At 42.0% G+C, this 24660-nt stretch carries 19 protein-coding genes; 11 read left to right on the top strand and 8 right to left on the bottom strand.

Annotated elements, in window-relative coordinates:
* Positions 1–75 precede the first annotated feature (75 nt).
* Positions 76–2247 carry a DNA helicase II gene (uvrD, locus tag BTN98_RS19660; RefSeq protein ID WP_060998617.1) on the top strand — a complete coding sequence of 724 codons (2172 nt, stop codon included), beginning with the start codon at positions 76–78 and terminating at the stop codon, positions 2245–2247.
* A 68-nt stretch (positions 2248–2315) separates the two neighbouring features.
* Here the strand turns inward: uvrD and ggt are convergent, their stop codons facing one another.
* Complete coding sequence (ggt, locus tag BTN98_RS19655) at positions 2316–4082, bottom strand: gamma-glutamyltransferase (protein WP_060998616.1); 1767 nt, start codon at positions 4080–4082, stop codon at positions 2316–2318.
* A gap of 578 nt (positions 4083–4660) precedes the next feature.
* On the opposite strand from ggt, the gene recQ reads away from it, so the two are divergent.
* The 3 genes from recQ to BTN98_RS19640 all read left to right on the top strand — a co-directional run bounded on the left by recQ (position 4661) and on the right by BTN98_RS19640 (position 7642).
* A complete protein-coding gene (recQ, locus tag BTN98_RS19650; protein ID WP_060998649.1) occupies positions 4661–6505 on the top strand; it encodes an ATP-dependent DNA helicase RecQ in 1845 nt (614 codons plus the stop codon).
* Between the two features lie 12 nt (positions 6506–6517).
* On the top strand, positions 6518–6817 hold the full coding sequence (locus BTN98_RS19645) for a DUF3630 family protein (RefSeq protein WP_065190102.1): 300 nt from the start codon (positions 6518–6520) through the stop codon (positions 6815–6817).
* A gap of 108 nt (positions 6818–6925) precedes the next feature.
* The gene (locus tag BTN98_RS19640) at positions 6926–7642 is read left to right on the top strand and encodes a 7-cyano-7-deazaguanine/7-aminomethyl-7-deazaguanine transporter (protein ID WP_060998615.1); all 717 of its coding nucleotides are present in this window, start codon (positions 6926–6928) and stop codon (positions 7640–7642) included.
* 364 nt (positions 7643–8006) lie between these two features.
* On the opposite strand, the gene elbB is transcribed toward BTN98_RS19640, so the two are convergent.
* The gene (gene elbB / locus BTN98_RS19635; protein WP_060998614.1) at positions 8007–8657 is read right to left on the bottom strand and encodes an isoprenoid biosynthesis glyoxalase ElbB; all 651 of its coding nucleotides are present in this window, start codon (positions 8655–8657) and stop codon (positions 8007–8009) included.
* 376 nt (positions 8658–9033) lie between these two features.
* Here elbB and polA point away from each other — a divergent pair, with 376 nt between their 5' ends.
* Both polA and spfP read left to right on the top strand, forming a co-directional pair.
* Positions 9034–11805 carry a DNA polymerase I gene (gene polA / locus BTN98_RS19630; protein WP_060998613.1) on the top strand — a complete coding sequence of 924 codons (2772 nt, stop codon included), beginning with the start codon at positions 9034–9036 and terminating at the stop codon, positions 11803–11805.
* 180 nt (positions 11806–11985) lie between these two features.
* Positions 11986–12033 (top strand): small protein SpfP, encoded by a 48-nt coding sequence (gene spfP, locus BTN98_RS20900; protein ID WP_438616993.1) that lies wholly within the window; start codon positions 11986–11988, stop codon positions 12031–12033.
* A gap of 730 nt (positions 12034–12763) precedes the next feature.
* Here the strand turns inward: spfP and yihA are convergent.
* A complete protein-coding gene (gene yihA / locus BTN98_RS19625) occupies positions 12764–13432 on the bottom strand; it encodes a ribosome biogenesis GTP-binding protein YihA/YsxC (RefSeq protein ID WP_060998612.1) in 669 nt (222 codons plus the stop codon).
* Positions 13433–13588: 156 nt separating this feature from the next.
* Here yihA and BTN98_RS19620 point away from each other — a divergent pair, with 156 nt between their 5' ends.
* The 5 genes from BTN98_RS19620 to hemN all read left to right on the top strand — a co-directional run bounded on the left by BTN98_RS19620 (position 13589) and on the right by hemN (position 18299).
* Positions 13589–14206, top strand: a complete 618-nt coding sequence (locus BTN98_RS19620; RefSeq protein WP_060998611.1) for a c-type cytochrome — start codon at positions 13589–13591, stop codon at positions 14204–14206.
* Positions 14207–15105: 899 nt separating this feature from the next.
* Complete coding sequence (locus BTN98_RS19615; RefSeq protein WP_060998610.1) at positions 15106–15747, top strand: class I SAM-dependent methyltransferase; 642 nt, start codon at positions 15106–15108, stop codon at positions 15745–15747.
* Positions 15747–16295, top strand: a complete 549-nt coding sequence (gene yihI, locus BTN98_RS19610) for a Der GTPase-activating protein YihI (RefSeq protein WP_060998609.1) — start codon at positions 15747–15749, stop codon at positions 16293–16295. Before BTN98_RS19615 ends, yihI begins: the two co-directional genes overlap by 1 nt.
* Positions 16296–16298: 3 nt before the next feature.
* Positions 16299–16778 (top strand): DUF2489 domain-containing protein, encoded by a 480-nt coding sequence (locus BTN98_RS19605; RefSeq protein WP_060998608.1) that lies wholly within the window; start codon positions 16299–16301, stop codon positions 16776–16778.
* Between the two features lie 147 nt (positions 16779–16925).
* Complete coding sequence (gene hemN, locus BTN98_RS19600) at positions 16926–18299, top strand: oxygen-independent coproporphyrinogen III oxidase (protein WP_060998607.1); 1374 nt, start codon at positions 16926–16928, stop codon at positions 18297–18299.
* 103 nt (positions 18300–18402) lie between these two features.
* Here hemN and add read toward each other — a convergent pair whose 3' ends face one another.
* From add to glnA, 5 genes are all read right to left on the bottom strand, one after another.
* Complete coding sequence (gene add / locus BTN98_RS19595; protein ID WP_060998606.1) at positions 18403–19407, bottom strand: adenosine deaminase; 1005 nt, start codon at positions 19405–19407, stop codon at positions 18403–18405.
* Positions 19408–19520: 113 nt separating this feature from the next.
* Positions 19521–20930: a nitrogen regulation protein NR(I) gene (glnG, locus tag BTN98_RS19590; RefSeq protein ID WP_060998605.1), complete on the bottom strand. Its 1410-nt coding sequence runs from the start codon at positions 20928–20930 to the stop codon at positions 19521–19523.
* A 25-nt stretch (positions 20931–20955) separates the two neighbouring features.
* Positions 20956–22014 (bottom strand): nitrogen regulation protein NR(II), encoded by a 1059-nt coding sequence (glnL, locus tag BTN98_RS19585; RefSeq protein WP_060998604.1) that lies wholly within the window; start codon positions 22012–22014, stop codon positions 20956–20958.
* Between the two features lie 134 nt (positions 22015–22148).
* Positions 22149–22718, bottom strand: a complete 570-nt coding sequence (locus tag BTN98_RS19580; RefSeq protein WP_060998603.1) for a DUF4124 domain-containing protein — start codon at positions 22716–22718, stop codon at positions 22149–22151.
* A 134-nt stretch (positions 22719–22852) separates the two neighbouring features.
* Positions 22853–24262, bottom strand: coding sequence for a glutamate--ammonia ligase (gene glnA, locus BTN98_RS19575; protein WP_060998602.1), 1410 nt, complete (start codon positions 24260–24262; stop codon positions 22853–22855).
* Positions 24263–24660 lie beyond the last annotated feature (398 nt).

The following is a 24660-nucleotide window of genomic DNA, read 5'->3' as shown; positions in this document are numbered from 1 at the left end:
CCCCAAAGATATCGAAGCAATCTTTATTGGGGCTGGTATAATCATCACCATTGTATAAATAACCAGTAGATAGCGATGGACGTTTCACTTCTATTAGATGGCCTCAATGACAAACAACGCGAGGCGGTGGCTGCGCCGTTGGGTAATCACCTAGTATTGGCGGGAGCAGGCAGCGGCAAAACCCGAGTGCTAGTGCATCGTATTGCTTGGTTGTTAGCAGTTGAACAAGCTTCGCCATATTCAATAATGTCGGTGACATTTACCAATAAAGCCGCAGCTGAAATGCGGGGGCGGATTAATGAATTAATGCATGGCTCAAGTTCGGGAATGTGGAATGGTACTTTCCATGGTCTCTGTCATCGCATGTTACGCGCCCATTATTTGGATGCGCGCCTACCTGAAGATTTTAATATTTTAGATTCTGATGATCAGATGCGATTGTTACGTCGACTGATTAAAGCGCAGAATTTAGATGAAAAGCATTGGCCTGCACGTCAAGGCGCTTGGTATATCAATGCTAAAAAAGATGAGGGTTTACGCCCACAGCATGTTGAAACCTATAACGATCCGGTTGAACAAACCTGGTTGCGAATTTACACCGCTTACCAAGAAGCGTGTGATCGTGCTGGCATGGTCGACTTTGCTGAATTATTACTGCGTTCGTTTGAATTATTGCGTGATAACAAACATATTCGTGAGCATTACCAAGCGCGCTTTAAACATATTTTGGTGGATGAGTTTCAAGACACCAACAATATTCAATTTGCATGGCTACGATTAATGGCAGGCGCTGATTGTCATGTGATGATTGTCGGTGATGATGACCAATCTATTTACGGTTGGCGTGGCGCGCAAGTTGAAAATATTCAACGTTTTCTCAATGATTTCAGTAATGCATCGTCAATCTTTTTGGAGCAGAATTACCGTTCGACTGCCAATATTCTAAATGCTGCCAATGAGCTTATTGCCAATAATACTGAACGTATGGGTAAGAAGTTATGGACAGAAGACGGCGATGGCGAGCCAATCTCGTTATATTCTGCCTTTAATGAACTTGATGAAGCGCGATTTGCGGTTGGTAAAATTAAAGAGTGGCGTGAGCAAGGGGGAAGCCTTAGTGATACAGCCTTCTTATACCGCAGTAATGCTCAATCGCGAGTATTAGAAGAAGCGTTAATTCAAGCTGGAATGCCATATCGTATTTATGGCGGCATGCGTTTCTTTGAGCGCCAAGAAATTAAAGATGCACTGTCTTATTTGCGTTTGATCAGCAACCGTAACGACGATGCTTCCTTTGAGCGGGTAGTGAATACGCCGACCCGTGGTCTCGGGGATCGCACCCTTGAAACCATTCGTCTTACTGCTCGTGATCGTGGTTTAACCATGTGGCAATCGAGCTTAGCATTGCTTGATGAAAAAGTGCTGGCTGGACGCGCAGCCAATGCACTGCAGCGCTTTATTGAATTAATTAATGCGCTTGAAGATGACACTGCTGAATTGCCGATGTATCAACAAACCGATGATGTGATTCGTCATTCCGGTTTACGCGCTATGTATGAGCAAGAAAAAGGTGAAAAAGCTCAAGCACGGATCGAGAACTTAGAAGAATTAGTCACCGCAACGCGTCAGTTTGAAATTCCTGAAGAAGCGGCTGAAATGAGTCCGTTATCTGCTTTCTTAGCTCACGCAGCGTTAGAAGCGGGTGATGGTCAGGCTGATGCCTTTGAAGATGCGGTGCAGCTAATGACGATGCACAGTGCCAAAGGTCTAGAGTTTCCAATCGTATTTATGGTCGGTGTTGAAGAAGGAATGTTCCCAAGCTCACGCACCATTGAAGAAGCTGATCGGTTAGAAGAAGAGCGTCGCTTGTGCTATGTCGGTATGACACGCGCAATGAAGAAGCTGTATATCACTTATGCTGAAATGCGACGTTTATACGGCAAAGATAATTTTCATAAGCCATCGCGCTTTATTCGTGAAATTCCAGAACAGTACGTTGAAGAAGTGCGAATGAAAGCACAGGTTTCACGACCTGTGAGCAGTGGTCGTTTTAGCCAAACTCAAGTTAATAATAACTTCAATGAAACTGGGTTTAGTTTAGGCCAGCGGGTGCAACATCCTAAATTTGGTGAAGGGACGATCATTAACTTTGAAGGTAGCGGTGCTCAAAGTCGCGTGCAAGTGGCCTTTAATGGTGAAGGTATTAAGTGGCTAGTAACCCAATACGCTAAGTTAACTGCGCTATAACGGCAGTTAAAACAATAAGCCCGTGAGTAATTAATTGTATGGTTAATCACTTGCGGGCTTTTTTGTACTTATTGAGCGATGACCTTACCTTCACGGCGAGGATCGGCGGCCCCGATCAACTGCTTGGGTGCAATACTGATCGCTTGAATGCCTGAGTTAAGATCTTTGACAACAGTTTTATAACCTAATTGTTCAAATTTAGGTGCCCATGCGGTGGCCGTGGTGTGCTGTTCTAATTCAAAGCTACCAAAGCGGTTATTGATATTGGGAAAATTAATCGCTTGTTGTAAGTCCATACCCCAATCAATGTAAGCCACTAAAGTTTTAGCAATATAACCAATGATTTGACTACTACCTGGAGAGCCAATAGCTAATACTGGTTGATTATTATGCATCACAATTGTCGGTGCCATTGATGAACGAGGGCGCTTACCGGGCTCAATACGATTAGCGATTGGTCGGCCATCAATGTGGCTTCGAAATGAAAAATCGGTTAATTCATTATTAAGTAGGAATCCGCCGACCATTAATCGTGAACCAAAACTGTTTTCAATGGTAGAGGTCATCGAGACCACATTGCCTTGGGCATCAACAATCGAAAAATGGGTAGTTGAGGGTAACTCGATCGCTTCATTGGTGGCTTGTTGCTGACTCGCATGCTCCCAAGGTGGTAATCCCGGCTCGACCGTGGTTAATTTTTTATTGGAGGCCAATAATTGCGCTCGTTGTTGAATGTAATTGGGATCGAGCAAGCCTTTAGTTGGCATCGGCACATAGTCACTGTCAGCCATATAACGACCACGATCGGCAAATGCTAATCGTGATGCATCACCAATTAAACGCCAACTGTTGACATCATTGGCGCCCATCTTTGCTAACGGATAATGGTTAAGCATCGCCATAATCTGGCCAAGAGTTAACGCGCCAGAACTTGGAGGGCCCATGCCGCAAATTTGATATTGACGATAAGGTGCACATACTGGCGCCCGCTGTTTAACCTTATAACTGGCTAAATCAATGCTACTTAGGACCCCCGGATTACCCATGGCATTTTGTACTGTATTAACAATCGCGCGCGCAATATCCCCTTGATAAAAGGCTTTTTGACCATAATCAGCAATTTTTCGTAACGTATTGGCATAAGCGTGATTGATTAACCGTTGTCCGGCTTGAATCGGTTGATCTTGGGTATCAAAAAAATAGGCCTTGGTTACAGGCCAACGTTGTAAATTAGAGGCATCTTTAGCTACTAATGCCGCTAAACGAGGGCTAACAATAAACCCTTGCTGGGCTAATTTGATCGCTGGTTGAAATAACTTTTTCCATTCCAACTGACCGTATTGCTGGTGGCTATTCCATAATAATTTAATTGTGCCAGGGGTGCCGACAGAGCGTCCACCAACGACCGCATCATAAAACGCCAGTGGTTGGCCTTTTTTATCTTGAAATAGACGTGGTGTTACTGCAAAAGGCGCAGTTTCACGGCCGTCAAAGGTGGTCATTTGGTGGTTATCATTATTCCAATAAACTAAAAAGCCACCGCCACCAATACCAGATGATTGTGGTTCAACCAAACCCAATACTAGTTGGGTAGCGACCATCGCATCAATGGCATTGCCTCCTTGACGTAGCATCTCTGCACCCGCCTCACTGGCATAATGATTGGCTGTAGCAATCATCCATTGCTGACCGTTCACGAGGTGTGATTGTTGGTTGGCGACACTTGTTTCTGGTGTAATGCTATCGCTAATTTGCTGTGCCGTTGCAGAAAAAATAGGGCCTGCACAGCTACAAACAGTCAATAAACGTAATAGTAATGGCGATATTTTTAGCATAACAGATCCTTGTAATCAGTGACGCAACAGTGGTGGACGCTATGTAGCCTTTTAATGTGGTTAATGATGGCAGAAAAAACAGCGTATATCCCATTATTTTTAAATATTATTGGTCGGAATATTAATTAAAGATGTGATATTTAATCAATTTGATGCTTTTCATGGTTGCTAGTTAACAAATACACCTAATAAGTCTTATTTTTAGCGATTAAAAAACCATTTTAAATTATAGAGTGTTGAATAAGTAACCATTGTGATTGATACGGAAGTTATTTTTTATTGTCTTATTAATTAATTGGTTATTTGATTATTTTTAAGCGGTGATAATTTTTTCAATGAAATGTTAGTGCTTATTTTTAATAAATAACGGCATAGTTGAATATTGGGGCTGAAGTAGCTATTGATAGTCATTGCTTTAAACTCGATAGAACTTAGTGAGCCGAGTAAGTGGAATGATGGCATCATTTACTGAGCAAGGTAGTAATGGTATCAACGAATGGTCAGTCATCTTGGCCTTATTCGCATCCGACCGTGATTTAGGTATAGAATGGCAGCCCTGTTTAGCGAAGAGTCTTACTATGTCAGCTGTTGCCCCTCTGCCTGTGTCGTCATTATTATTATCCAGCCAAGAAATTTTGCAGGATGTATTTGGCTACCAACAATTTAGGCAAGGACAGCAAGCGGTGATTGAGGCAATCACTACTGGCAACGATTGTTTGGTTATTATGCCGACTGGTGGCGGTAAATCATTGTGTTATCAAATTCCGGCGTTAATGCTATCGGGATTAACTTTGGTAATTTCACCGCTTATTTCATTGATGAAAGATCAGGTGGATCAGCTTAATGCCAATGGTGTCAGTGCTGGATGTATCCATTCGGCGATGTCACGTGAAGAGATTCAAGCAACGTTTGATGCGATGCAAAAGGGTGAGTTACAGCTGGTTTATGCTTCACCTGAACGAGTATTAATGCGCGATTTTCTTGAACGTTTGCAGCAACTTGATTTGGCTATGGTTGCTGTCGATGAAGCTCACTGTGTTTCTCAGTGGGGACATGATTTTCGACCTGAATATGCCGCTCTAGGGGTACTTAAACAGCAATTTTCACCGCTACCGGTAATGGCATTAACAGCTACCGCTGATGACGCCACTCGGCATGATATTGTTAATCGGTTAGGATTAAACGACCCCCATTGTTATTTGGGAAGTTTCGATCGACCCAATATTCGTTATACCTTATGGGAAAAACATAAACCGCAACAGCAATTGAACCAGTATTTAGCGACTGTTCGCGGCCAGTGCGGAATTATTTATTGTAATAGCCGTAAGAAAGTGGAACAGATCAGCGAAAAATTGTGTCACAGCGGTATTCGTGCAGCGGCATATCACGCCGGTATGGAACATCAACAACGGGTAGCAGTACAAGATGCTTTTCAGCGTGATGATATTCATGTGGTTGTTGCCACTGTGGCGTTTGGAATGGGGATCAATAAACCCAATGTGCGGTTTGTGGTTCATTTTGATATTCCACGTAACATTGAATCGTATTACCAAGAAACAGGACGGGCTGGGCGCGATGGTTTACCCGCAGAAGCGTTACTGCTTTATGATCCCGCTGATTTAGCTTGGTTACGACGTTGTGTTGATGAAAAACCCAATGATGCTCAGCGGGATGTTGAATTACATAAGTTGCATGCTATGGGGGCGTTTGCTCAAGCACAAAGTTGTCGTCGCCAAGTGTTGTTGCATTACTTTGGTGAAGAGTTGCGCCAAGGATGCGGTAATTGCGACGTATGTCTTGATCCCCCGCAACAGTTTGATGCGGTAGAAGCGGCTCAAAAAGCGTTGTCATGTGTGTATCGCGTTAATCAGAATTTTGGAATTACCTATGTGGTTGATGTACTGCGGGGAATGCAAAATCAACGTATTCGTGAATATGGTCATGATAAATTAACCACTTATGGTATTGGACGTGAATATAGTCATGAATATTGGGTCAGCATTTTACGGCAATTGATCCATCGTGGATTTTTAACTCAAAATATAAGCCGTAATTCAGTGTTGCAACTGACCCAGCAAGCGCGACCGTTATTAAGAGCCGAAATGGCATTATCTTTGGCGGTGCCGCGGTTAGATAGCGCAGTACGTAGCAGTAAAGTTGATCGAATGGCTAATCGCCAATACGATAAAAAGCTATTTGCCAAGTTACGAAAATTACGCAAAGCGATTGCGGATGAAGAAGATCTGCCACCTTATGTAGTATTTAATGATGCTAGCTTGATGGAAATGGCAGAGCGGTTACCGAGCTCAAAAGGCGACTTTTTAGCGATAAACGGTGTCGGTCAGCGCAAGTTAGACAAATTTGGGGTGGTATTTTTACAATTGATTGGCGACCACTTAATGGCCATTGGTGAGCATAATTAATGGAAGTGAATAATGGACTATGATTTTAGCCGCACAGTAATAAACCTTGAATTAGGTACGTTAGTGGTGACTCCTACAGCGTTTGAATTTGATGATTTTGCTACGATTGCAGCCGTATTATTGGCTCGCTTAGATGCCAAAGTCATTGATAAAGAGCCAAGTGCAGACTTGCAACAGTGGCTAATTGATGTTGATGGGTGTCAGTTGTTACTTAAAGCTGAACATTACACCGCATCAATGTGGTTGGAACTTTTAGTACTCAGTGAAATCGATGATTTAATTTTTATACAACAGTTATTGTCTCGCCACTAGGCAAATTAATGCTGTGCTGTATAATCGCCGCCCTGGTGTTGCAGGCGGTGGTTATCATCTGCAATGAAATGTTTGGGTTCCCTCCCCCCAATGACAAAAAGGTCTTACATGACTGCTTTATCCAACGCAACAATATCTAATACAACCACAACGGCTTTTACCTCAGCGCAACAACACAAAGCGTTATCGTATTTGGTGGCTTTTCATTTATTAGTGATTGCCTCAAGTAATTATCTGGTTCAATTACCGTTTACTGTTTTTGGTTATCACACCACGTGGGGAGCATTTACTTTTCCGTTTATTTTTCTTGCGACTGATTTAACTGTGCGTATTTTTGGTGCAGCGATAGCGCGTAAAATAATTTGGCGAGTAATGGCACCGGCATTAATTGTGTCTTATGTGCTATCAGTATTGTTCTTTAAAGGCCAATATCAAGGGTTTGCTCATCTTACAGAATTTAATCTGTTTGTGGCTCGTATTGCGATTGCTAGTTTTATGGCATACCTATTGGGGCAAATATTGGATGTATCGGTATTTAACCGCCTTCGTCAAATGAAGCAATGGTGGATTGCACCAACAGCGTCGACCATTATCGGTAATGCGCTTGATACCCTCGCTTTTTTCAGTATTGCGTTTTACCACAGCCCAGATGCTTTTATGGCTCAAAACTGGACTGAAATCGCGCTGGTGGATTACAGTTTTAAATTAATTATTAGTCTTGGTTTGTTTGTGCCTTTGTACGGGGTGCTACTTAATTATTTAATCAATAAGCTAACGACATTAAAACAGCCAACTGTTGCTGACGTTGCTGGCGTCATTAAATGAGTCGTGATTGTTTTTAACATCAATAATAAATCGGCTGCGGCCGATTTTTTTATCGGATCAAAGACGACTAAATAATAACTGTAAGTGAGACGATAGATGAAATTCTCATTACAAATGAAAGTTATTCTCAATTAAATGTTGCAACATAGTTGAGAATGGTTATTATTAACATGCTTTCAGTGCTAGAGAAAACGCTTTTTTCTAGTGATTGATGGCACGACATTGCTCACATTGCTTCCAGTGTACTTCAGCTTGGTAACGGTGCTTAGTGTAGGGCTAAAAACCAATTACTACTTCTGCTGAGCGGCGCATCACACAGTGCGCCGCTTTTTCTTTTTTAAGCGTTTAATATTTCTTATTACGCTTAGGCTAACTTTATTAACTCTTGTACCAGTTTATTGATCCCTGTAGCAGCTTCACTGATGTTGGTTGCCAGCATATAGGCCGGTGTTGTTAATAGACGTCGTTTTTGATCAAGCACAAAATCATCAACAGGGCATAATACATGTTCGCCACCCATGGTGTTAAATGCGGCCGCAGTGTCAGGATCATTACCGATCGTCGCTTTTGCGCCGGGGCCATAGATCTGGGGGATCAAGGTTGGCGCAATACATAAATAGGCCGCAGGTTTATTGGCTTGAGCAAAAGATTGGCAGGCTTGTTTTACGTCTTCGTTGATCTGACATGCACTGCCGTGAAGCGCAAAGTCAGATAAATTTTTAGCAACACCAAACCCGCCAGGGACGAGCAGTGCATCATAGTCATTAATATTTAACAGGGTAACATCAGATATATTGCCACGTGCAATACGCGCCGATTCAACTAAAACGTTACGAATTTCATGACTGACTTCGCCATTGATGTGATTAATGACGTGATGCTGATCGATGTTGGGAGCAAAACAGTGCCAGCTTGCCCCTTGTTGTTCTATTGCCAATAAAGCTAATACTGCTTCATGGATTTCGGTTCCATCAAACACGCCTGAACCGCTTAAAATTACCGCAATTTTCTTCATAATGGCATCCTAACTAATCAAATATACTTATATTGTTGTAATTATGGGCTTGGTTAAGATTATCAAACTGATGTTGTCCACAATCAATGATCAATATCGGATCGAAGATCTAAATCCTGTTTTCTTATTAAGTATATGAAAATAAATACAATCATGAGTAATTTTTATTTTTATATAAAAAACGATCAACTGGTGCAAATTAAATACTAACAAAGTTATCCACAGAAAATGGCTGAATAACGCAAAACAGCAGTTAACAGTTGCGGTTTGGCATGGCATTCTAGTCAACATTGCATTTTTTCTGTGGTGTAGGGGTAAATTTGGTCGATAATAGACCTAACCTGAACTACTTTCGCTTGGATATAAGAATAACCCTATGGCTACGATTCCTGAAAATCCATTGATCCTCATTGATGGATCCTCTTATCTTTATCGCGCTTATCATGCTGCGCCTAATTTCACTAATTCTGATGGTGAACCGACGGGTGCAATTTACGGTGTGGTTAACATGTTGCGCAGTATGCTGCGTCAGTTTTCGACTGATCGTATTGCGGTTATCTTTGATGCTAAAGGTAAAACATTCCGTGATGATATTTACCCTGAGTATAAAGCCAATCGTCCTCCGATGCCGGATGATCTTCGCGGTCAGATTGAGCCATTACATGCAGTGATCAAAGCAATGGGATTACCATTGATCGCGATCTCTGGGGTTGAAGCTGATGATGTGATCGGTACCCTAGCAACACAGGCATCACAACAAGGCATGCCAGTATTAATCAGTACTGGTGATAAAGATATGGCTCAGTTAGTTGATCAAAACGTTACGTTGATCAACACCATGACTGATGTAGTGATGGATCCTGCGGGTGTTGTGGATAAGTTTGGTATTGGTCCTGAGTTGATCATCGATTACTTAGCCCTTATGGGAGATAAGGTTGATAATATTCCTGGCGTACCAGGGGTTGGAGAGAAAACGGCTAAGGCGTTATTAACTGGCGTTGGTGGTTTAGATGCGCTGTATGCCAACCTTGATGATATTGCACCACTAGGTTTTCGTGGCTCAAAAACAATGGCGAAAAAGCTGCTTGATAATAAAGAAGCCGCTTATATGTCTTATAAACTGGCGACAATTAAGCTTGATGTGGAACTAGAGCTGACACCAGAGCAATTATGTAAAGGCGTACCTGATACCGATGCATTGACTGAATTGTTTGGTAAATTACAATTCCGTCGCTGGCTAACCGAAATGTTGGATGGCAGTGATGGCCGCATTGTAGCTGATGAAAGTGCAGCAACAACATCGGCGGAGCCAACTGTGGTTGCCCCAACGATTGATCGTAGTGGTTATGAAACCGTATTGGATCAAGCCAGTTTTAATGGTTGGTTAACCCAGCTAAAAAATGCCGATGTGTTTGCATTTGATACTGAGACCGATGGTCTTGATTACATGACAGCGAATCTGATTGGGGTTTCATTTGCGGTTGAAGAAGGTAAAGCTGCTTATGTGCCAGTCGCTCATGATTATCTTGATGCGCCAGCGCAACTCGATCGTGATTGGGTGTTAGCGCAATTAAAGCCATTATTAGAAGATAAAAACCTTGCTAAAGTCGGACAAAATTTAAAATTTGATGCCAGTATTGTCGCGCGATATGGCATTGATATGCAGGGTATTCAATTTGATACCATGCTTGAATCTTATGTCTATAACAGCGTTGTTGGTCGTCATGATATGGACAGCTTAGCGTTGCGTTACCTTGAGCATAAAAACATTAGTTTTGAAGATATCGCGGGTAAAGGTAAGAAACAATTAACCTTTAATCAAATCGACCTTGAGCAAGCTGGCCCTTATGCTGCAGAAGATGCGGATATTACGCTACGTTTACACAATGCGTTATACCCAAAAGTTGCCGCTGATGCCAAGCTTAAAAAAGTGTTTGAAACAATTGAAATGCCGTTAGTGCCGGTGTTATCACGCATGGAACGTATGGGTGTGTACATTGATAGTACGTTGCTTGGCGCACAATCAATAGAATTAGCACAACGATTAGATGAAATCGAAAAGCTGGCTTATGAGCTAGCAGGTGAAGAGTTTAATTTAAGTTCACCGAAACAATTACAAGCGATTCTATTTGAAAAGATGGGCTTGCCTGTTATCAAGAAAACCCCTTCAGGTACACCTTCAACCAATGAAGAAGTGCTACAAGAATTAGCGTTAGATTACCCATTACCGAAATTACTATTAGAATACCGTGGCTTAGCAAAACTAAAATCGACTTATACCGATAAGTTACCAAAGATGGTTAATGTTGCGACAGGTCGTGTCCATACTTCTTATCATCAATCTGGAACAGTAACTGGACGTTTATCATCTAGTGAGCCTAACCTGCAAAATATTCCGGTTCGTAACCAAGAAGGCCGTCGTATCCGTCAAGCCTTTGTCGCTAAACCGGGTTATAAAATTCTGGCTGTCGATTATTCTCAAATTGAATTACGTATTATGGCGCACCTTTCTGGTGACGAGGCGTTACTGAATGCATTTAGAGAAGGTAAGGATATTCACGCCGCAACAGCCGCTGAAATTTTAGGGCTAGCAATTGATGATGTAACGACAGAACAACGTCGACGCGCTAAGGCAATTAACTTCGGTTTAATTTATGGCATGAGTGCGTTTGGTTTAGCTAAACAACTCGATATGGGACGTAATGAAGCACAAGATTACATGAATGTGTATTTTGAGCGTTACCCGGGTGTTTTAGAATATATGGAAAGTACGCGTAATAATGCGGCAGAGCAGGGTTATGTTGAGACACTGTTTGGTCGTCGTTTGTATCTTCCTGATATTAAGGCGCGTAATGGCCTGCGTCGTAAGGCTGCTGAACGTGCAGCGATTAACGCGCCAATGCAAGGAACGGCCGCAGATATTATTAAATTAGCCATGATTGCTGTTGATGAATGGGTGCAACAACAACCGCAACAAACTGTGAGCTTATTAATGCAAGTACACGATGAATTAGTGTTTGAAGTAGAAGCTTCAGCGTTAGACAGTGTGACGGCAAAAGTTCGTCAATTGATGGAGCAAGCGGCAACGTTAGCGGTACCATTAATTGCAGAGGCGGGTAGTGGTGATAATTGGGATCAGGCTCACTAATCCAAATGGGGGTTAATGGCTAAAACAATCATAGCTGATGTCACTATCAGCTATTTTTTTGTTAAAAATAAGAACAATTATGTAAAAACTACTTACAAAATCATGAAAAAAAATTACGACAAAGACTTCCCAAAACTGAACGATTGATATACAGTTGATAGTGTAGGGTACAGAGGTAAGATGTTCTATCTTTCAGACCTTTTGTTTCACGTTATTGGATTTGGCTGATTCAGCTGCCCCGGTCTATTTATTGGACCGGGGCGTTTTTTATTGTGCTAATGTAAAAAATTCTCCTCGTTATACTGATTTTTCACTTTGACCTCGCGGTCACCCCTGATTGTTTTTTATTTATTATTAATGTCATTTTCTGATTGTTTATCACTCAAAACACATAAAATCGATGGTTTTTTGTGATTCAAACCGATTGTTCAGGCCTTTATTCATCACTGCTTGCAATCGCTTTATGTTTGTTTATGTGTTTTTTAGAGTAAATACTTTAAATTTAAAATGGGCAGGCTATAATAGTAATAGCTTCTTGTTCATATTTGATTTTGTTGGTTAGTCAGCATGACTAGCAGACGAACAAAGACATGAAATAGCCATTCTCGGTATTGAGGATGGCTTTTTTTTGTTTTTTTTTTAAGCAATTGATGATGTAATTAAATTCCATAAATATTTTAAATTATTAACAAATAGTGAGCTTGTTTTTTAATTAAAATAATGTGTTGTAATCAATAATATTTACCGATTTAAATAAGGGAATAAGAGCTGTGGTGTGGGGAATGTCGTAAAACGACCAAATAAAGCGGAATCTGGTAAGCGTAGAGGTTGCGTTAGTTAATGAAATCATCAATGCAGCAATGACAATAACAACAACCTCTTAATTCTCTCTGTATTACCCCACCGATGGTGGTGGGGAATTTTTAAGCATGTTTAGTGGTGTGAATATTTATAGGTTTTATTCTGCCGATGGCAAATTAAAAACTTCACTATCGTCTGCTGCAAGTACACGTTGACGCTCTAATTCTGGAGCATACCACTCATCAAGTTTACGACGAACTTGATCAACGCCAATGCCTTTCAGTGAAGAGAAGGCTTCAACTTGAACGCTACCGCCAAAATCTTTCGACATTTCACGGATCTTTAATACTTGTGCTTTACGCGCACCACTCTTTAATTTGTCAGCTTTAGTTAATAGCACTAAAACAGGCAAACTACTTTCAATTGCCCAATTGATCATTTGCTGATCAAGATCTTTCATTGGGTGACGAATATCCATTAATACCACTAAGCCTTGTAAACATTCACGGCGTTGTAGATATTCACCTAATGCTTTCTGCCATTTTAATTTAAGCTCAAGGGGTACTTGTGCAAAACCGTAGCCAGGTAAGTCAATTAAGTTACAGCCATTAATGACTTCAAACATATTAATTAATTGGGTACGGCCAGGGGTTTTTGAAGTACGAGCCAAACTTTTTTGATCAGTTAGGCGGTTTAGTGCACTTGATTTACCGGCATTGGAGCGACCAGCAAATGCGATCTCAACGCCGACATCTTGTGGCAAGTGACGAATATCCGGTGCACTTGTAATAAAACTGGTATTTCTATAGTTGAGAGGTTGATTCACTGTTAACTCCGTCAAGCCCTCAGATTGTAAAATGAGCGCTTTTTTGTGAAATTGTCTAAGATATATTAAACCGTGTTTGGTTTATGGTCGTATTGTATACCATGTTACTGAGCATTACTTGTGGTACGGAAGCCCTATAATTATAAATGGAATATCATGAAAAAATTAGTCTTAATATTCATACTGGTTGCGAGTTCTTCAGCGTGGGCACAAGGTGATATCAATGCTGGTAAGTTAAAGGCCGTCACCTGTGTTGCATGTCATGGTAGCGATGGTAATGCAATTATTGCGCAATATCCTAAATTAGCTGGTCAACATGCTGATTATATAGTGAAACAGCTGGCTGATTATAAATTGGCACTCACGACCGAAGGAACTCAAGGTCGCAATAACGCTATTATGGCAGGCATGGTTGCTGGATTATCAGCTACCGATATGGCCGATCTTGGCGCGTATTTTTCCTCATTGCCTATCTCACCCAATACTACCCCAGAAAATGTGCTTGCGATTGCTGAGCCATTATACCGTTTTGGTGATCCAGAGCGGGGAATTGCTGCGTGTATTAGCTGTCATGGCCCACGTGGCAATGGCACTAGCCTTGCTGGTTTTCCTAAAATTTCGGGTCAGAATGCCGAATATACGGCATTACAGTTGCAAGGATTTCGTGCGAGGTCGCGTCATAATGATCTCAACCGTATGATGCAATCTGTGGCTGTAAAGCTCACTGATAATGAAATAACGGCGCTGTCAGCGTATGTCGGTGGCTTACATTAGCGGTCCTATCAGCATTATTAGCGCAGTTATTACGTAGCGTTACTGTTTGTTCATATTTTAGTAACGGGGCATCAGCCATTGCTATTGTAAGAGATCGACCATTGGTTAACGCTGTAATGATGATTTGATTTGTAGTCGATTATTTTTTTGTTTTATAGAACATAGACTTGTTTAATGGTGTTGATTGAGCTTTTAAAAGTGTGATCTTGATACATTGTTTTAATGATGGCTTAAGGTAAATTACTCCCTGTCGACAAGGAGTGCGGCATAGGATTGGAAGCGCTAGGATAGCTTAGGCATTGAAGCCTGAAGGATACACAGGAAGTCTAGTCAGGAGACTAGGGTAGATGCAGGAAGCGTAAGGATTGTCAGGGTCGACACTCAGGAAAGAGAGTAGCTATAGTGATATAGCTCAGGTATGTCAGGATGATGTACCGCATAAGGATGGTGGTAACGTTATTGGAGCGTAACATTGCGATAGGGAACGCCAACTTAGGATAAGTTGACACACTACGGAATGGTATAAGGACGTAAAAATTCACTAGGATAGTGACGAACAATATCAGCATGGATTGCGATCATAATAAATGGATATTTGTTAAACCGGGACGTTGATTGCTGGTTATGGAAAGACTAGACAGAATTATAAGCTCATAGCTTACCCCATATAGCGATAGGTGCAGACCTATCGCTTTTTTTTGGTCTAAATTTTGGCCTTTTTAGTAGCAACTATTATGTTGTAAAAGTGATATTTCGCTTTTTAATAGGCTAAAATGGTCGAATAAATTGAACAATTTGTCAGCAGAACTACATCTTAACTGCAATTGGGTATAGAATAGCCCGCTCGATTTTACCCCGCTGCTGCTGTTCGTAAATATTCAGTCGTTGTGGAGAAGACAATGGATAGATGCCCACTTTGTGGAAGTCATGATAATCGGTGGTTGGTAGCAGACACTAACCGTGATTACTTTCGTTGTTTACACTGTGCATTAATTTATGCCGATCCGACAACTCATTTAGCGTCGACCCAAGAAAAACTAGTCTATGACCAACATCGAAATAATTCAAATGATGCTGGTTATCGCCAATTTTTAGCCCGCTTAGCCACACCATTGGTAATGCGATTACCATTACCGCCATTATTTGGATTGGATTTTGGAAGTGGTCCAGGGCCGACCTTGTCAGTGATGTTGGCAGAAATGGGGTATACTATGACGATATATGACCCTTATTTTGCAGCACAATCTGCAGTATTAGCATGTCAGTATGATTTTGTTACCTGCACAGAAGCAATCGAGCATTTTTATCGGCCTGCGAAGGAATGGGGGCTGTTGCTACGTTTAGTTAAACCCGGCGGTTGGCTGGGAATCATGACCAAACTAGTAACCGACACTGATGCCTTTGGGCATTGGTACTATAAGAACGACCCAACCCATGTCAGCTTTTTTAGCCGTGATACGTTTTGCTTTTTAGCCCAACGTGATGGTCTTGAAGTTGAGTTTGTTGGAAATGATGTGATTTTGCTGAGGAAACCCCAGTAATGACCCGTAAGAAAAGAGCGCGCACCGTAGGTTCTGAAGGACCGGCTGTATACCGTGAAAAATCAAATAGTAAAGTTGATATTGAGACTCGTGAACGCCAAAAGGCGAAGAAGCGTAAAGGCTTAAAATCAGGTAGTCGTCATTCAGCTGTTGAAGACAATAAACAGCGTAATGGTGGCCAGAAAAAAGATCCACGTTTAGGTAGTAAAAAATTAGTTCCACTGATTGTTGAACCTAAAAAACCCCAAACTAAGCAACAGCGCCGTTTATCAGCAGAGCAAGAATTGGCTATGCTTGAAAATGATGCCCAATTGATGGTGCTATTAGATCGCATTGATGCTGGTGAAAAACTAGGTGCAGGCCTGCAAAAACAAGTTGATATGAAGTTAGACCGTATTGAACGTCTAATGAAGCAACTGGGTTTATTTGATGATGTTGAAGAAGCATCAGCACCTGTTACAGCTAGTACTAAGTCTAAGCCTCGTTCAGACGATGATTTATTAGCGCAATTTGAAAACATGGATTTTGATAATTTCGATAAGGAGTAACCGTTGCAGGGAATAACACTTCTATTTGTTATTGGTGGCGTTATTGTAGCTGGATTGGCACTGTACGCAGGATTGTTATTGGCTAAGCTTTATAAGCAGCAACAACGGCATAAATTATTTTTAGCCCGTGCTGCTGAGCAACAGGCCGCAGCAATCAAAGCCAGAAATGACAATATATTAGAAAGCGTCTTTATTATCGCAATGGCATGTAAACAAGAACAGTGTGATATGTCTGAAGCCGCAATTCGGTTATATAAATTAATGGAAGTGTTGCAAGCAGATAAACAAGTTGATTTTGCAGCAACGTATCCGGCATTAACCGACTTATACCAAGTGGTTAAAGATATGCCTCGCGGTGATGCGCGTCAGCAAATAGAGAAACAACGCCGAATGCGATTTGATCTTGAACGCATGAAAGCAGAGTCTCGTCTACAAGCTGAGATTAAACTTGAATTAGATGCCATCCTATCAACCAAGGTTTAACCTACCATCGTAATTATTAACACCGCCATTTATTGGCGGTGTTTGTTTTTGTCCAGAGTGTAAATTGAACAACAAGGATAGGTTTTACTTTTAGTAAAATGGTGACACACTCTATTTATTATATATTCACCAAATTGGAACAATGTCATGTCAAATGAGCAGATTATTTGGGATCAGGCCCTGATTGAAAAATATAACTATTCAGGCCCTCGTTATACTTCTTACCCGACCGCACTAGAATTCAACCAAGCATTTACATCTGCTGAATTTGAGATGGCATGTCAACAATACCCAGATCGTAAATTATCGCTTTATATTCATATCCCTTTTTGCCATAAGCTTTGTTATTACTGTGGCTGTAATAAAATCATTACTCGCCATCAGCACAAAGCCGATCAATATTTAGATGTGCTTGAGCAAGAAATAAAGCAACGTGCGACCTTGCTTGGTGATCGTCAAGTGAGTCAATTGCATTGGGGTGGTGGTACACCGACATTTTTAACTGCAGCACAAATTAGCCGTTTAATGACCGCGTTACGTAATGCATTTAACTTTGATGCCGACGCTGAAATCAGTATTGAAGTCGATCCGCGAGAAATTGAACTGGATATTCTTGATCATTTGCGAAGCGAAGGTTTTAACCGTCTCAGCATTGGTGTTCAAGATTTTAATAAAGATGTGCAGAAGTTAGTAAACCGTGAGCAAGATGAAGCGTTTATTTTTGCAATGGTGGAACGTGCGCGTGAGTTAGGCTATCGCTCAACCAATCTTGATTTAATTTATGGGTTGCCATTGCAAACCAAAGCACTGTTTGCCGAAACACTGCAGCAAGTCTTGACCATGAAGCCGGGACGATTATCAGTATTTAACTATGCTCACATGCCAAGTTTGTTTGCTGCGCAGCGTAAAATTCATGAAGATCAGTTACCGTCAGCGACTGAGAAGTTAGCGATTCTACAAGATACTATTGCGACCCTAACAGGAGCAGGGTATCAGTTTATTGGTATGGATCACTTTGCGTTGCCTGATGATGAATTAGCGGTAGCGCAGCGCGAGGGTATTTTGCACCGTAATTTCCAAGGCTATACCACTCAAGGCGATTGTGACTTATTAGGCATGGGTGTATCGGCGATTTCGATGATTGGTGATTGCTATGCGCAGAACCAAAAAGAGTTAAAGCTGTATTACAGCCAAATGGCAGACCAACAAACAGCATTGTGGAAAGGGGTAACCTTAGACGCAGATGACCTGTTGCGTCGTGAAGTTATTAAAGCATTGATCTGTAATTTTCAATTAAATAAACGTGCTATTGAAGCCGAGTTTAAGATTGATTTTGATAGTTACTTTAGCGAAGACCTTCAATTGCTCAAGACTTTTATCAATGACCAATTGGTGACAGTGGATCACGACACGATTCATGTTGAACTGAAAGGGCGTTTATTGATTCGTAATATTTGCATGTGCTTTGATAAATATTTACGAGACCGTGCGCGTCAGCAGCAGTTCTCGCGAGTTATCTAACTCTTAAAAATAGCGCAATAAAAAACGCCTCGGTTTCACGTGAAACCGAGGCGTTTTAATTTGTGGATTATAGCCGCTGAAGTAGCGTTATAACCTCGAGAGATTAGCCACGCTTACTGGCAATATCACGCAATGCCTGCTTTTCTGCTGCAGACAAGAATGCTAGCTCAAGTCCATTGATTTGCGCTTGTCGAATTTGAGCAACACTTAAACCTGCTTTAGGTGCGGCAACTTCATATTCATAAGGCAGTTCTATGCCTTCAACGGCTGGATCATCGGTATTTAAACAAGCAAGAATACCGTGTTCAAGGAAGGCTTTTACTGGGTGCTGAGCAATATCAGCAACGGTGCTGGTTTGAATATTTGAAGTAATACAAGATTCAATACCAATTCGATGTTCTGCTAAGTAATCCATTAGTTTTGGATCATTAACAGCTTTTACGCCGTGACCAATACGTACCGCGCCAAGCTCGTTAATTGCTTGCCACATACTCTCAGGACCTGCTGCTTCACCTGCGTGTACCGTGATTTGTAATCCAGCATCACGGACTTGTTTAAAGTGCGAGATAAATTGGGTGCCAGGTTGTCCTAGTTCATCACCCGCGAGATCAATCGCGACAAGTTGGTCTTTATGGCTTAATAATGCATCCAGCTCTTGCTGACAGGCTTGAGTACCAAAAGTACGACTCATAATACCAATTAGGTTGGCTTTGATGCCAAAATCACGACAACCAGCAGCAACACCATCAGCGACAGCAGCAACAACACCTGCAACGGGAAGGTTGTGTTTCATCGCCATGTAGTAAGGTGAGAAACGTAATTCAGCGTAATCAATCTGTGCTTTAAGTGCATCTTCGACGTTTTCATAAGCCACTCGACGGCAGGCGTCTAAATCACCTAATACCGCCACACCCCAATCCAATTTACTTAAAAAAGCGACTAAGCTTGGCTCTGCTTCAACAATTTGTACGTGTGGACGTAATGCTTCAATTTCTGTTGCCGGTAGGGCGATGTTAAATTGCTGACCTAATTCTAAGATAGTTTGTGGACGAATATTACCATCAAGATGGCGGTGAATATCCGTGAGTGGAAGATCTTTGTTTATCATGATGATTATAGTTCTCGATGTTAAAGATGGATTGAGTATACGCAATCACCAAATGACATTCATCATTGTTACAGAAAAATGTGCACTGGAACATGTGCCAACTTCGCTACGGGTTAATCATGGATTTGTAATTCTTTAAGTTTTCGTGTCAGCGTGTTGCGTCCCCAGCCAAGTAATTTTGCTGCTTCTTGTTTATGACCGTGAGTATGAAGCAAAGCGGTTTCGAGCAGGATTTTTTCAAACTGTGGTAACGCTTGTGCTAATAACTCCGTCTCACCTTGTTGCAACGCTTGCTGAGCCCATTGTTGTAACCCTTGGTGCCAATGCTGAGCTTCAGTCGTGGGTATTACCGTGGCAGTGTCAGTGATTTCTGGTGGTAAATCGGCAGGTAAGATTTCATTACCGCTTGCCATTACGGTCAACCAGCGGCAGATATTTTCTAATTGGCGCACATTACCCGGCCACGACAGTTGAGAAAGTTTCTCTGCGGTTTGTGGGTGGAGTGATTTTACGTCGACACTGAGTTCATCTGCTGCGCGTTGTAAAAAGTGGTGCGCCAGTTGAGGAATATCTTGGCGGCGGTCTTTTAATGATGGCAGATGGACGCGAATAACATTGAGGCGGTGGAACAAATCCTCACGGAATTCGCCGCTACTGACGAGGCGTTCGAGGTGTTGATGGGTCGCTGCGATAATGCGCACATCAACATTGACGGGCGCATGACCACCAACACGATAAAACTGCCCATCGGCTAATACGCGCAACAATCGAGTTTGAATATCTAATGGCATATCGCCGATTTCATCAAGAAATAACGTGCCGCCATTAGCTTGTTCAAAGCGACCTTGGCGAACACTATTAGCGCCGGTGAAAGCGCCTTTCTCATGGCCAAATAACTCTGATTCAATTAAATCTTTGGGAATAGCTGCCATATTTAGGGCAATGAAAGCGTTATTGCTGCGAGGGCTATGGCGATGCAAAGCATGGGCGACCAACTCTTTACCTGTACCTGATTCGCCATTAATGAGCACTGAAATTGATGAGCGGGATAAACGGCCAATAGCTCGAAACACTTCTTGCATCGCAGGAGCTTCACCAATAATTTCTGGTGCATGTTTGGTATCAATGACTGGCTGTTGTTGACGCTTTTGTTCCTGACTATGACTCAGTGCTCGTTCAACTAAGGTGACGGCTTCATCGATATCAAATGGTTTGGGAAGATACTCAAATGCGCCACGTTGATAAGCGTTAACAGCCGCATCAAGATCAGAATGCGCGGTCATAATAATAACCGGTAAAGTGGCGTAGTCTTGCTGTAGTACTTTGAGTAGTGCTAAGCCGTCGGTACCTGGCATTTTAATATCAGACACTAAGACATCGGGGACACTGCGTTCTAATGCTGCTAATACGCTATCGGCATCAGCAAATGTTTCACATTTCATGCCCGCATTGATTAAGGTGCGTTCTAACACCCAGCGAATAGAGCTGTCATCATCAACAACCCAGATTAATCCTTTGCTCATAATAAGCCTCCTGTGATAGCTAATGTTATGACTTAATCGGTAAATGAATCGTGAAATTGGTGTGCCCTGGCCAGCTGAACACTTCAATTTTACCTTGGTGCTGATCAATCAGATTTCGCGCAATTGATAACCCTAATCCGGTACCGCCTTCACGACCAGTAACCATCGGATAAAATAAGGTATCTTGAATGTCCGCTGGAATACCAGGGCCATTATCAATGATTTCAATGGTGGCAGTAACACGATGACGAACGCCTTGAATTAAGCTTTGATGGGCGGTGCGGGTTTTTAATTTTATGGTGCCACCACCTTGGCTTTTTAATGCTAATGCTGCGTTACTGACAATATTGAGTAACGCCTGTTCCAGTTGTTCAGCATCCATATTAATTTCGGGTAAGCTCGGATCGTAATCACGCTCAATGGTAATGGTGCTATCAGTGTCAATGTTAACCAGTTGGCGTACTTTTTCTAATACCGAATGAATGTTATCGGTTTTACGGATCCCTGGTCGTTGTGGTCCTAATAAGCGATCAACTAAATTACGCAGCCGATCAGCTTGTTCAATGATCATTTGGGTGTATTCGTGATAACTGCTATCAGGAAGGGTTTTTTCAAGTAATTGCGCCGCGCCACGTAATCCGCCGAGTGGGTTTTTTATTTCATGAGCTAAACCACGGACTAATTCTTTGGCTGCTTGTTGTTGTGCATGTTGATTAAGCTCTTGGCTAATACGACGTTGTTGATCAATCGGTTTTAGCTCCAATAAAATCAACAACTGTTTTTGCCATGAGATAGGGCTAGCATTAACACCAAGTAAATGTCGATGGCCATCTATGACAAAAGTGACATCACTGTCAGCTAACCCTTGGCCACTATGGAGGGTGGCTTTGACATGATTAAGATCAAGCGAGCTGTGCTGCAATAGTTGTGGCAGTTGAGTATCAAGTAGACGGCGCTTGCTTGACGATAATAGTTGTTCGGCAGCAGGATTGACGTAACGAATCACTAACGTTTCATCAACTAAGACGATAGCGGTGACTAAGTTGTCGAGAATTATGGGTGTAAAACTAGTATTCACAATCATCATCCTTATCGATAATCAAGCAAAAGACGATTGGTGCAAGCGCACACCCGTCGCTGTTAGATAATGCACTAATTTGGTGCATTAAAGTGTACTCGGTTTAACAGCGAACAGGCAGGATTTATTGTAAATAGACGTTACTGCGGTTGAACTGGGCTGTTCTTAGGACGAGCCTGTGATGCGCGATGTAAATAAACCGTAATACTTTCAGATGAAGCAAGGATCTTGCCATTGTTAAGTAATTGGATTTGAATTTTATGGGTACCGCGATCAATATTGGTTAATTCCCAAGACAATTGGGTTTGAGGTTTGCTGTAAACTTGGCCATCAATGACTAATTGGGCCTGAAGGGTTTTATTCAATTTACGGTTACTGACGGCGCGAATAGTAATATCGCCATCGTTATTACGCAGCGTTTGTTGGTGTAGTGGTGCTAACAAGCTGATGGTTGCTACTGGAAGTGGGGATTCTATTTCTGCAGTGATCGTTTCAACTTCGACATTGTTAACGTGACTGGCCTCAACCATGGTTGATTGTGATAGCACTTCAGTAACGGATAGCTCAACGGTACTGGCCTGTGGTACTTCAGGGGTGTCACTAAAATGCACCACGCCATTGTCATCAGTCCAAGAATAAATTGTTGTCGCTAAGGCGGTGCTCGCTGCTGTTGTAAAGAATAGCATTGATACCAGATTAATGAGTTTCATCCATTAACTCTCCAGCAAGACCTTAATGGCCAGTAAATTCTTTATTGTTGCCGCTTTTGTTGAGGTAGCAAGATCAAAAAGGCCTGCGTGTGAAGCAGGCCTAAATCTTAATTGTTAAGTAATTAAGTGATTACTTAAACAGAGTAGTAAAGTTCAAACTCTAATGGGTGTACTGCCATATTGATTTTCTCTACATCTTGCGATTTTAGCGTGATGTAAGAATCAATAAAGTCGTCAGAGAATACGCCACCAGAGGTTAAGAATTCACGATCTTCGTCAAGCGCTTGTAGTGCACCTTGTAGTGACTCTGCTACTTTTGGAATCTCTGCTGCTTCTTCTGCTGGTAAGTCGTATAGATCTTTATCCATCGCTTCACCTGGGTGGATCTTATTCGCGATACCGTCAAGGCCTGCCATTAGCATTGCTGCAAAAGCTAGGTATGGGTTTGCTGCTGGATCACCAAAGCGTACTTCGATACGACGTGCTTTTGGACTTGGTACTACAGGAATACGGATAGATGCCGAACGGTTACGTGCCGAGTAAGCCAACATAACAGGTGCTTCATAGCCAGGGACTAAACGCTTGTACGAGTTAGTTGATGGGTTCGCAAAGGCGTTGATTGCACGTGCGTGCTTGATGATACCGCCGATGTAGAACAGTGCCATTTCTGATAGGCCGCCGTATTTATCACCAGCAAACAGGTTTACACCGTCTTTTGCTAGTGACATGTGTACGTGCATACCAGAGCCGTTATCACCAACTAGTGGTTTAGGCATAAAGGTTGCTGTTTTACCAAATGCGTGAGCAACGTTATGAACAACATACTTATAAATCTGAATTTCATCTGCTTTATTAGTTAGGGTGTTGAAACGAGTTGCGATTTCGTTTTGACCAGCAGTGGCTACTTCATGGTGGTGAGCTTCAACAACAAGTCCCATCTCTTCCATGATTAAACACATTGCAGAACGAATGTCTTGTGATGAATCAACAGGCGCTACTGGAAAGTAACCACCTTTAACGCCTGGACGGTGACCTTTGTTACCGCCTTCGATGCTAGCACCGCTATTCCATGCCGCTTCAATGTCGTCAATCTTAAAGAATGAACCTGACATGTCAGTGTTGAACTTAACATCGTCAAATAAGAAGAACTCTGGCTCAGGACCGACAAGTACATTATCAGCAAAACCAGCTGAACGCATAAACTCTTCTGCGCGCTTAGCGATTGAACGTGGATCGCGATCGTAGCCTTGCATTGTTGCTGGCTCAAGAATATCACAACGAATATTTAGGGTTGCGTCTTCAGTAAATGGGTCAAGTACCGCACTTGCTGCGTCAGGCATCATCACCATGTCTGATTCGTTAATGCCTTTCCAGCCTGCAACTGAAGAGCCATCAAACATTTTTCCTTCTTCGAAGAAATCAGCATCGATTTGGTGAGATGGAATAGAAATGTGCTGTTCTTTACCTTTGGTATCGGTAAAACGTAGGTCAATAAACTTAACTTCATTTTCCTGGATCAGCGCTAGTACGTTTTCAACTGACATCTTGAGTAACCTCCGGTGTTATTTAGAGCGATGGCCGCAAACTTTTGCTCATGTTTAGCGTGAGCGAATCTAAAAGTGTTAAAGCGAAAACCATGCCAACTTTTAAAAGCCCCAAAAAAGGCGGGTTTGCCATGTTATTGGAACTTTTTCCTGTCCTGTTTGCACTATTATGGTGAGCCGTTGCACCAAGTTGGTGCTTTCGCAATTGTGATTGAAAAGGGGATGATATCTTTCAATACATTCATCCATTTAATAGTCATACTACTATGGTGATGAGGGCAAATATTGTCAATCCACGCAGTGATAATTAGGTGTGTTTTTTGCTAAATATTTATCACTAGGCTGTAAATGAAAAGTGATCCAGATCGCATTTTTAGTCCATTTAGGGGAATTTATCG

Origin of the sequence: Photobacterium aquimaris, assembly GCF_002954455.1 — a bacterium.
Lineage (GTDB): Bacteria > Pseudomonadota > Gammaproteobacteria > Enterobacterales > Vibrionaceae > Photobacterium > Photobacterium aquimaris.
The sequence above is the reverse complement of the archived record's forward strand: the minus strand, read 5'-3'. Positions and strand labels throughout refer to the sequence as shown.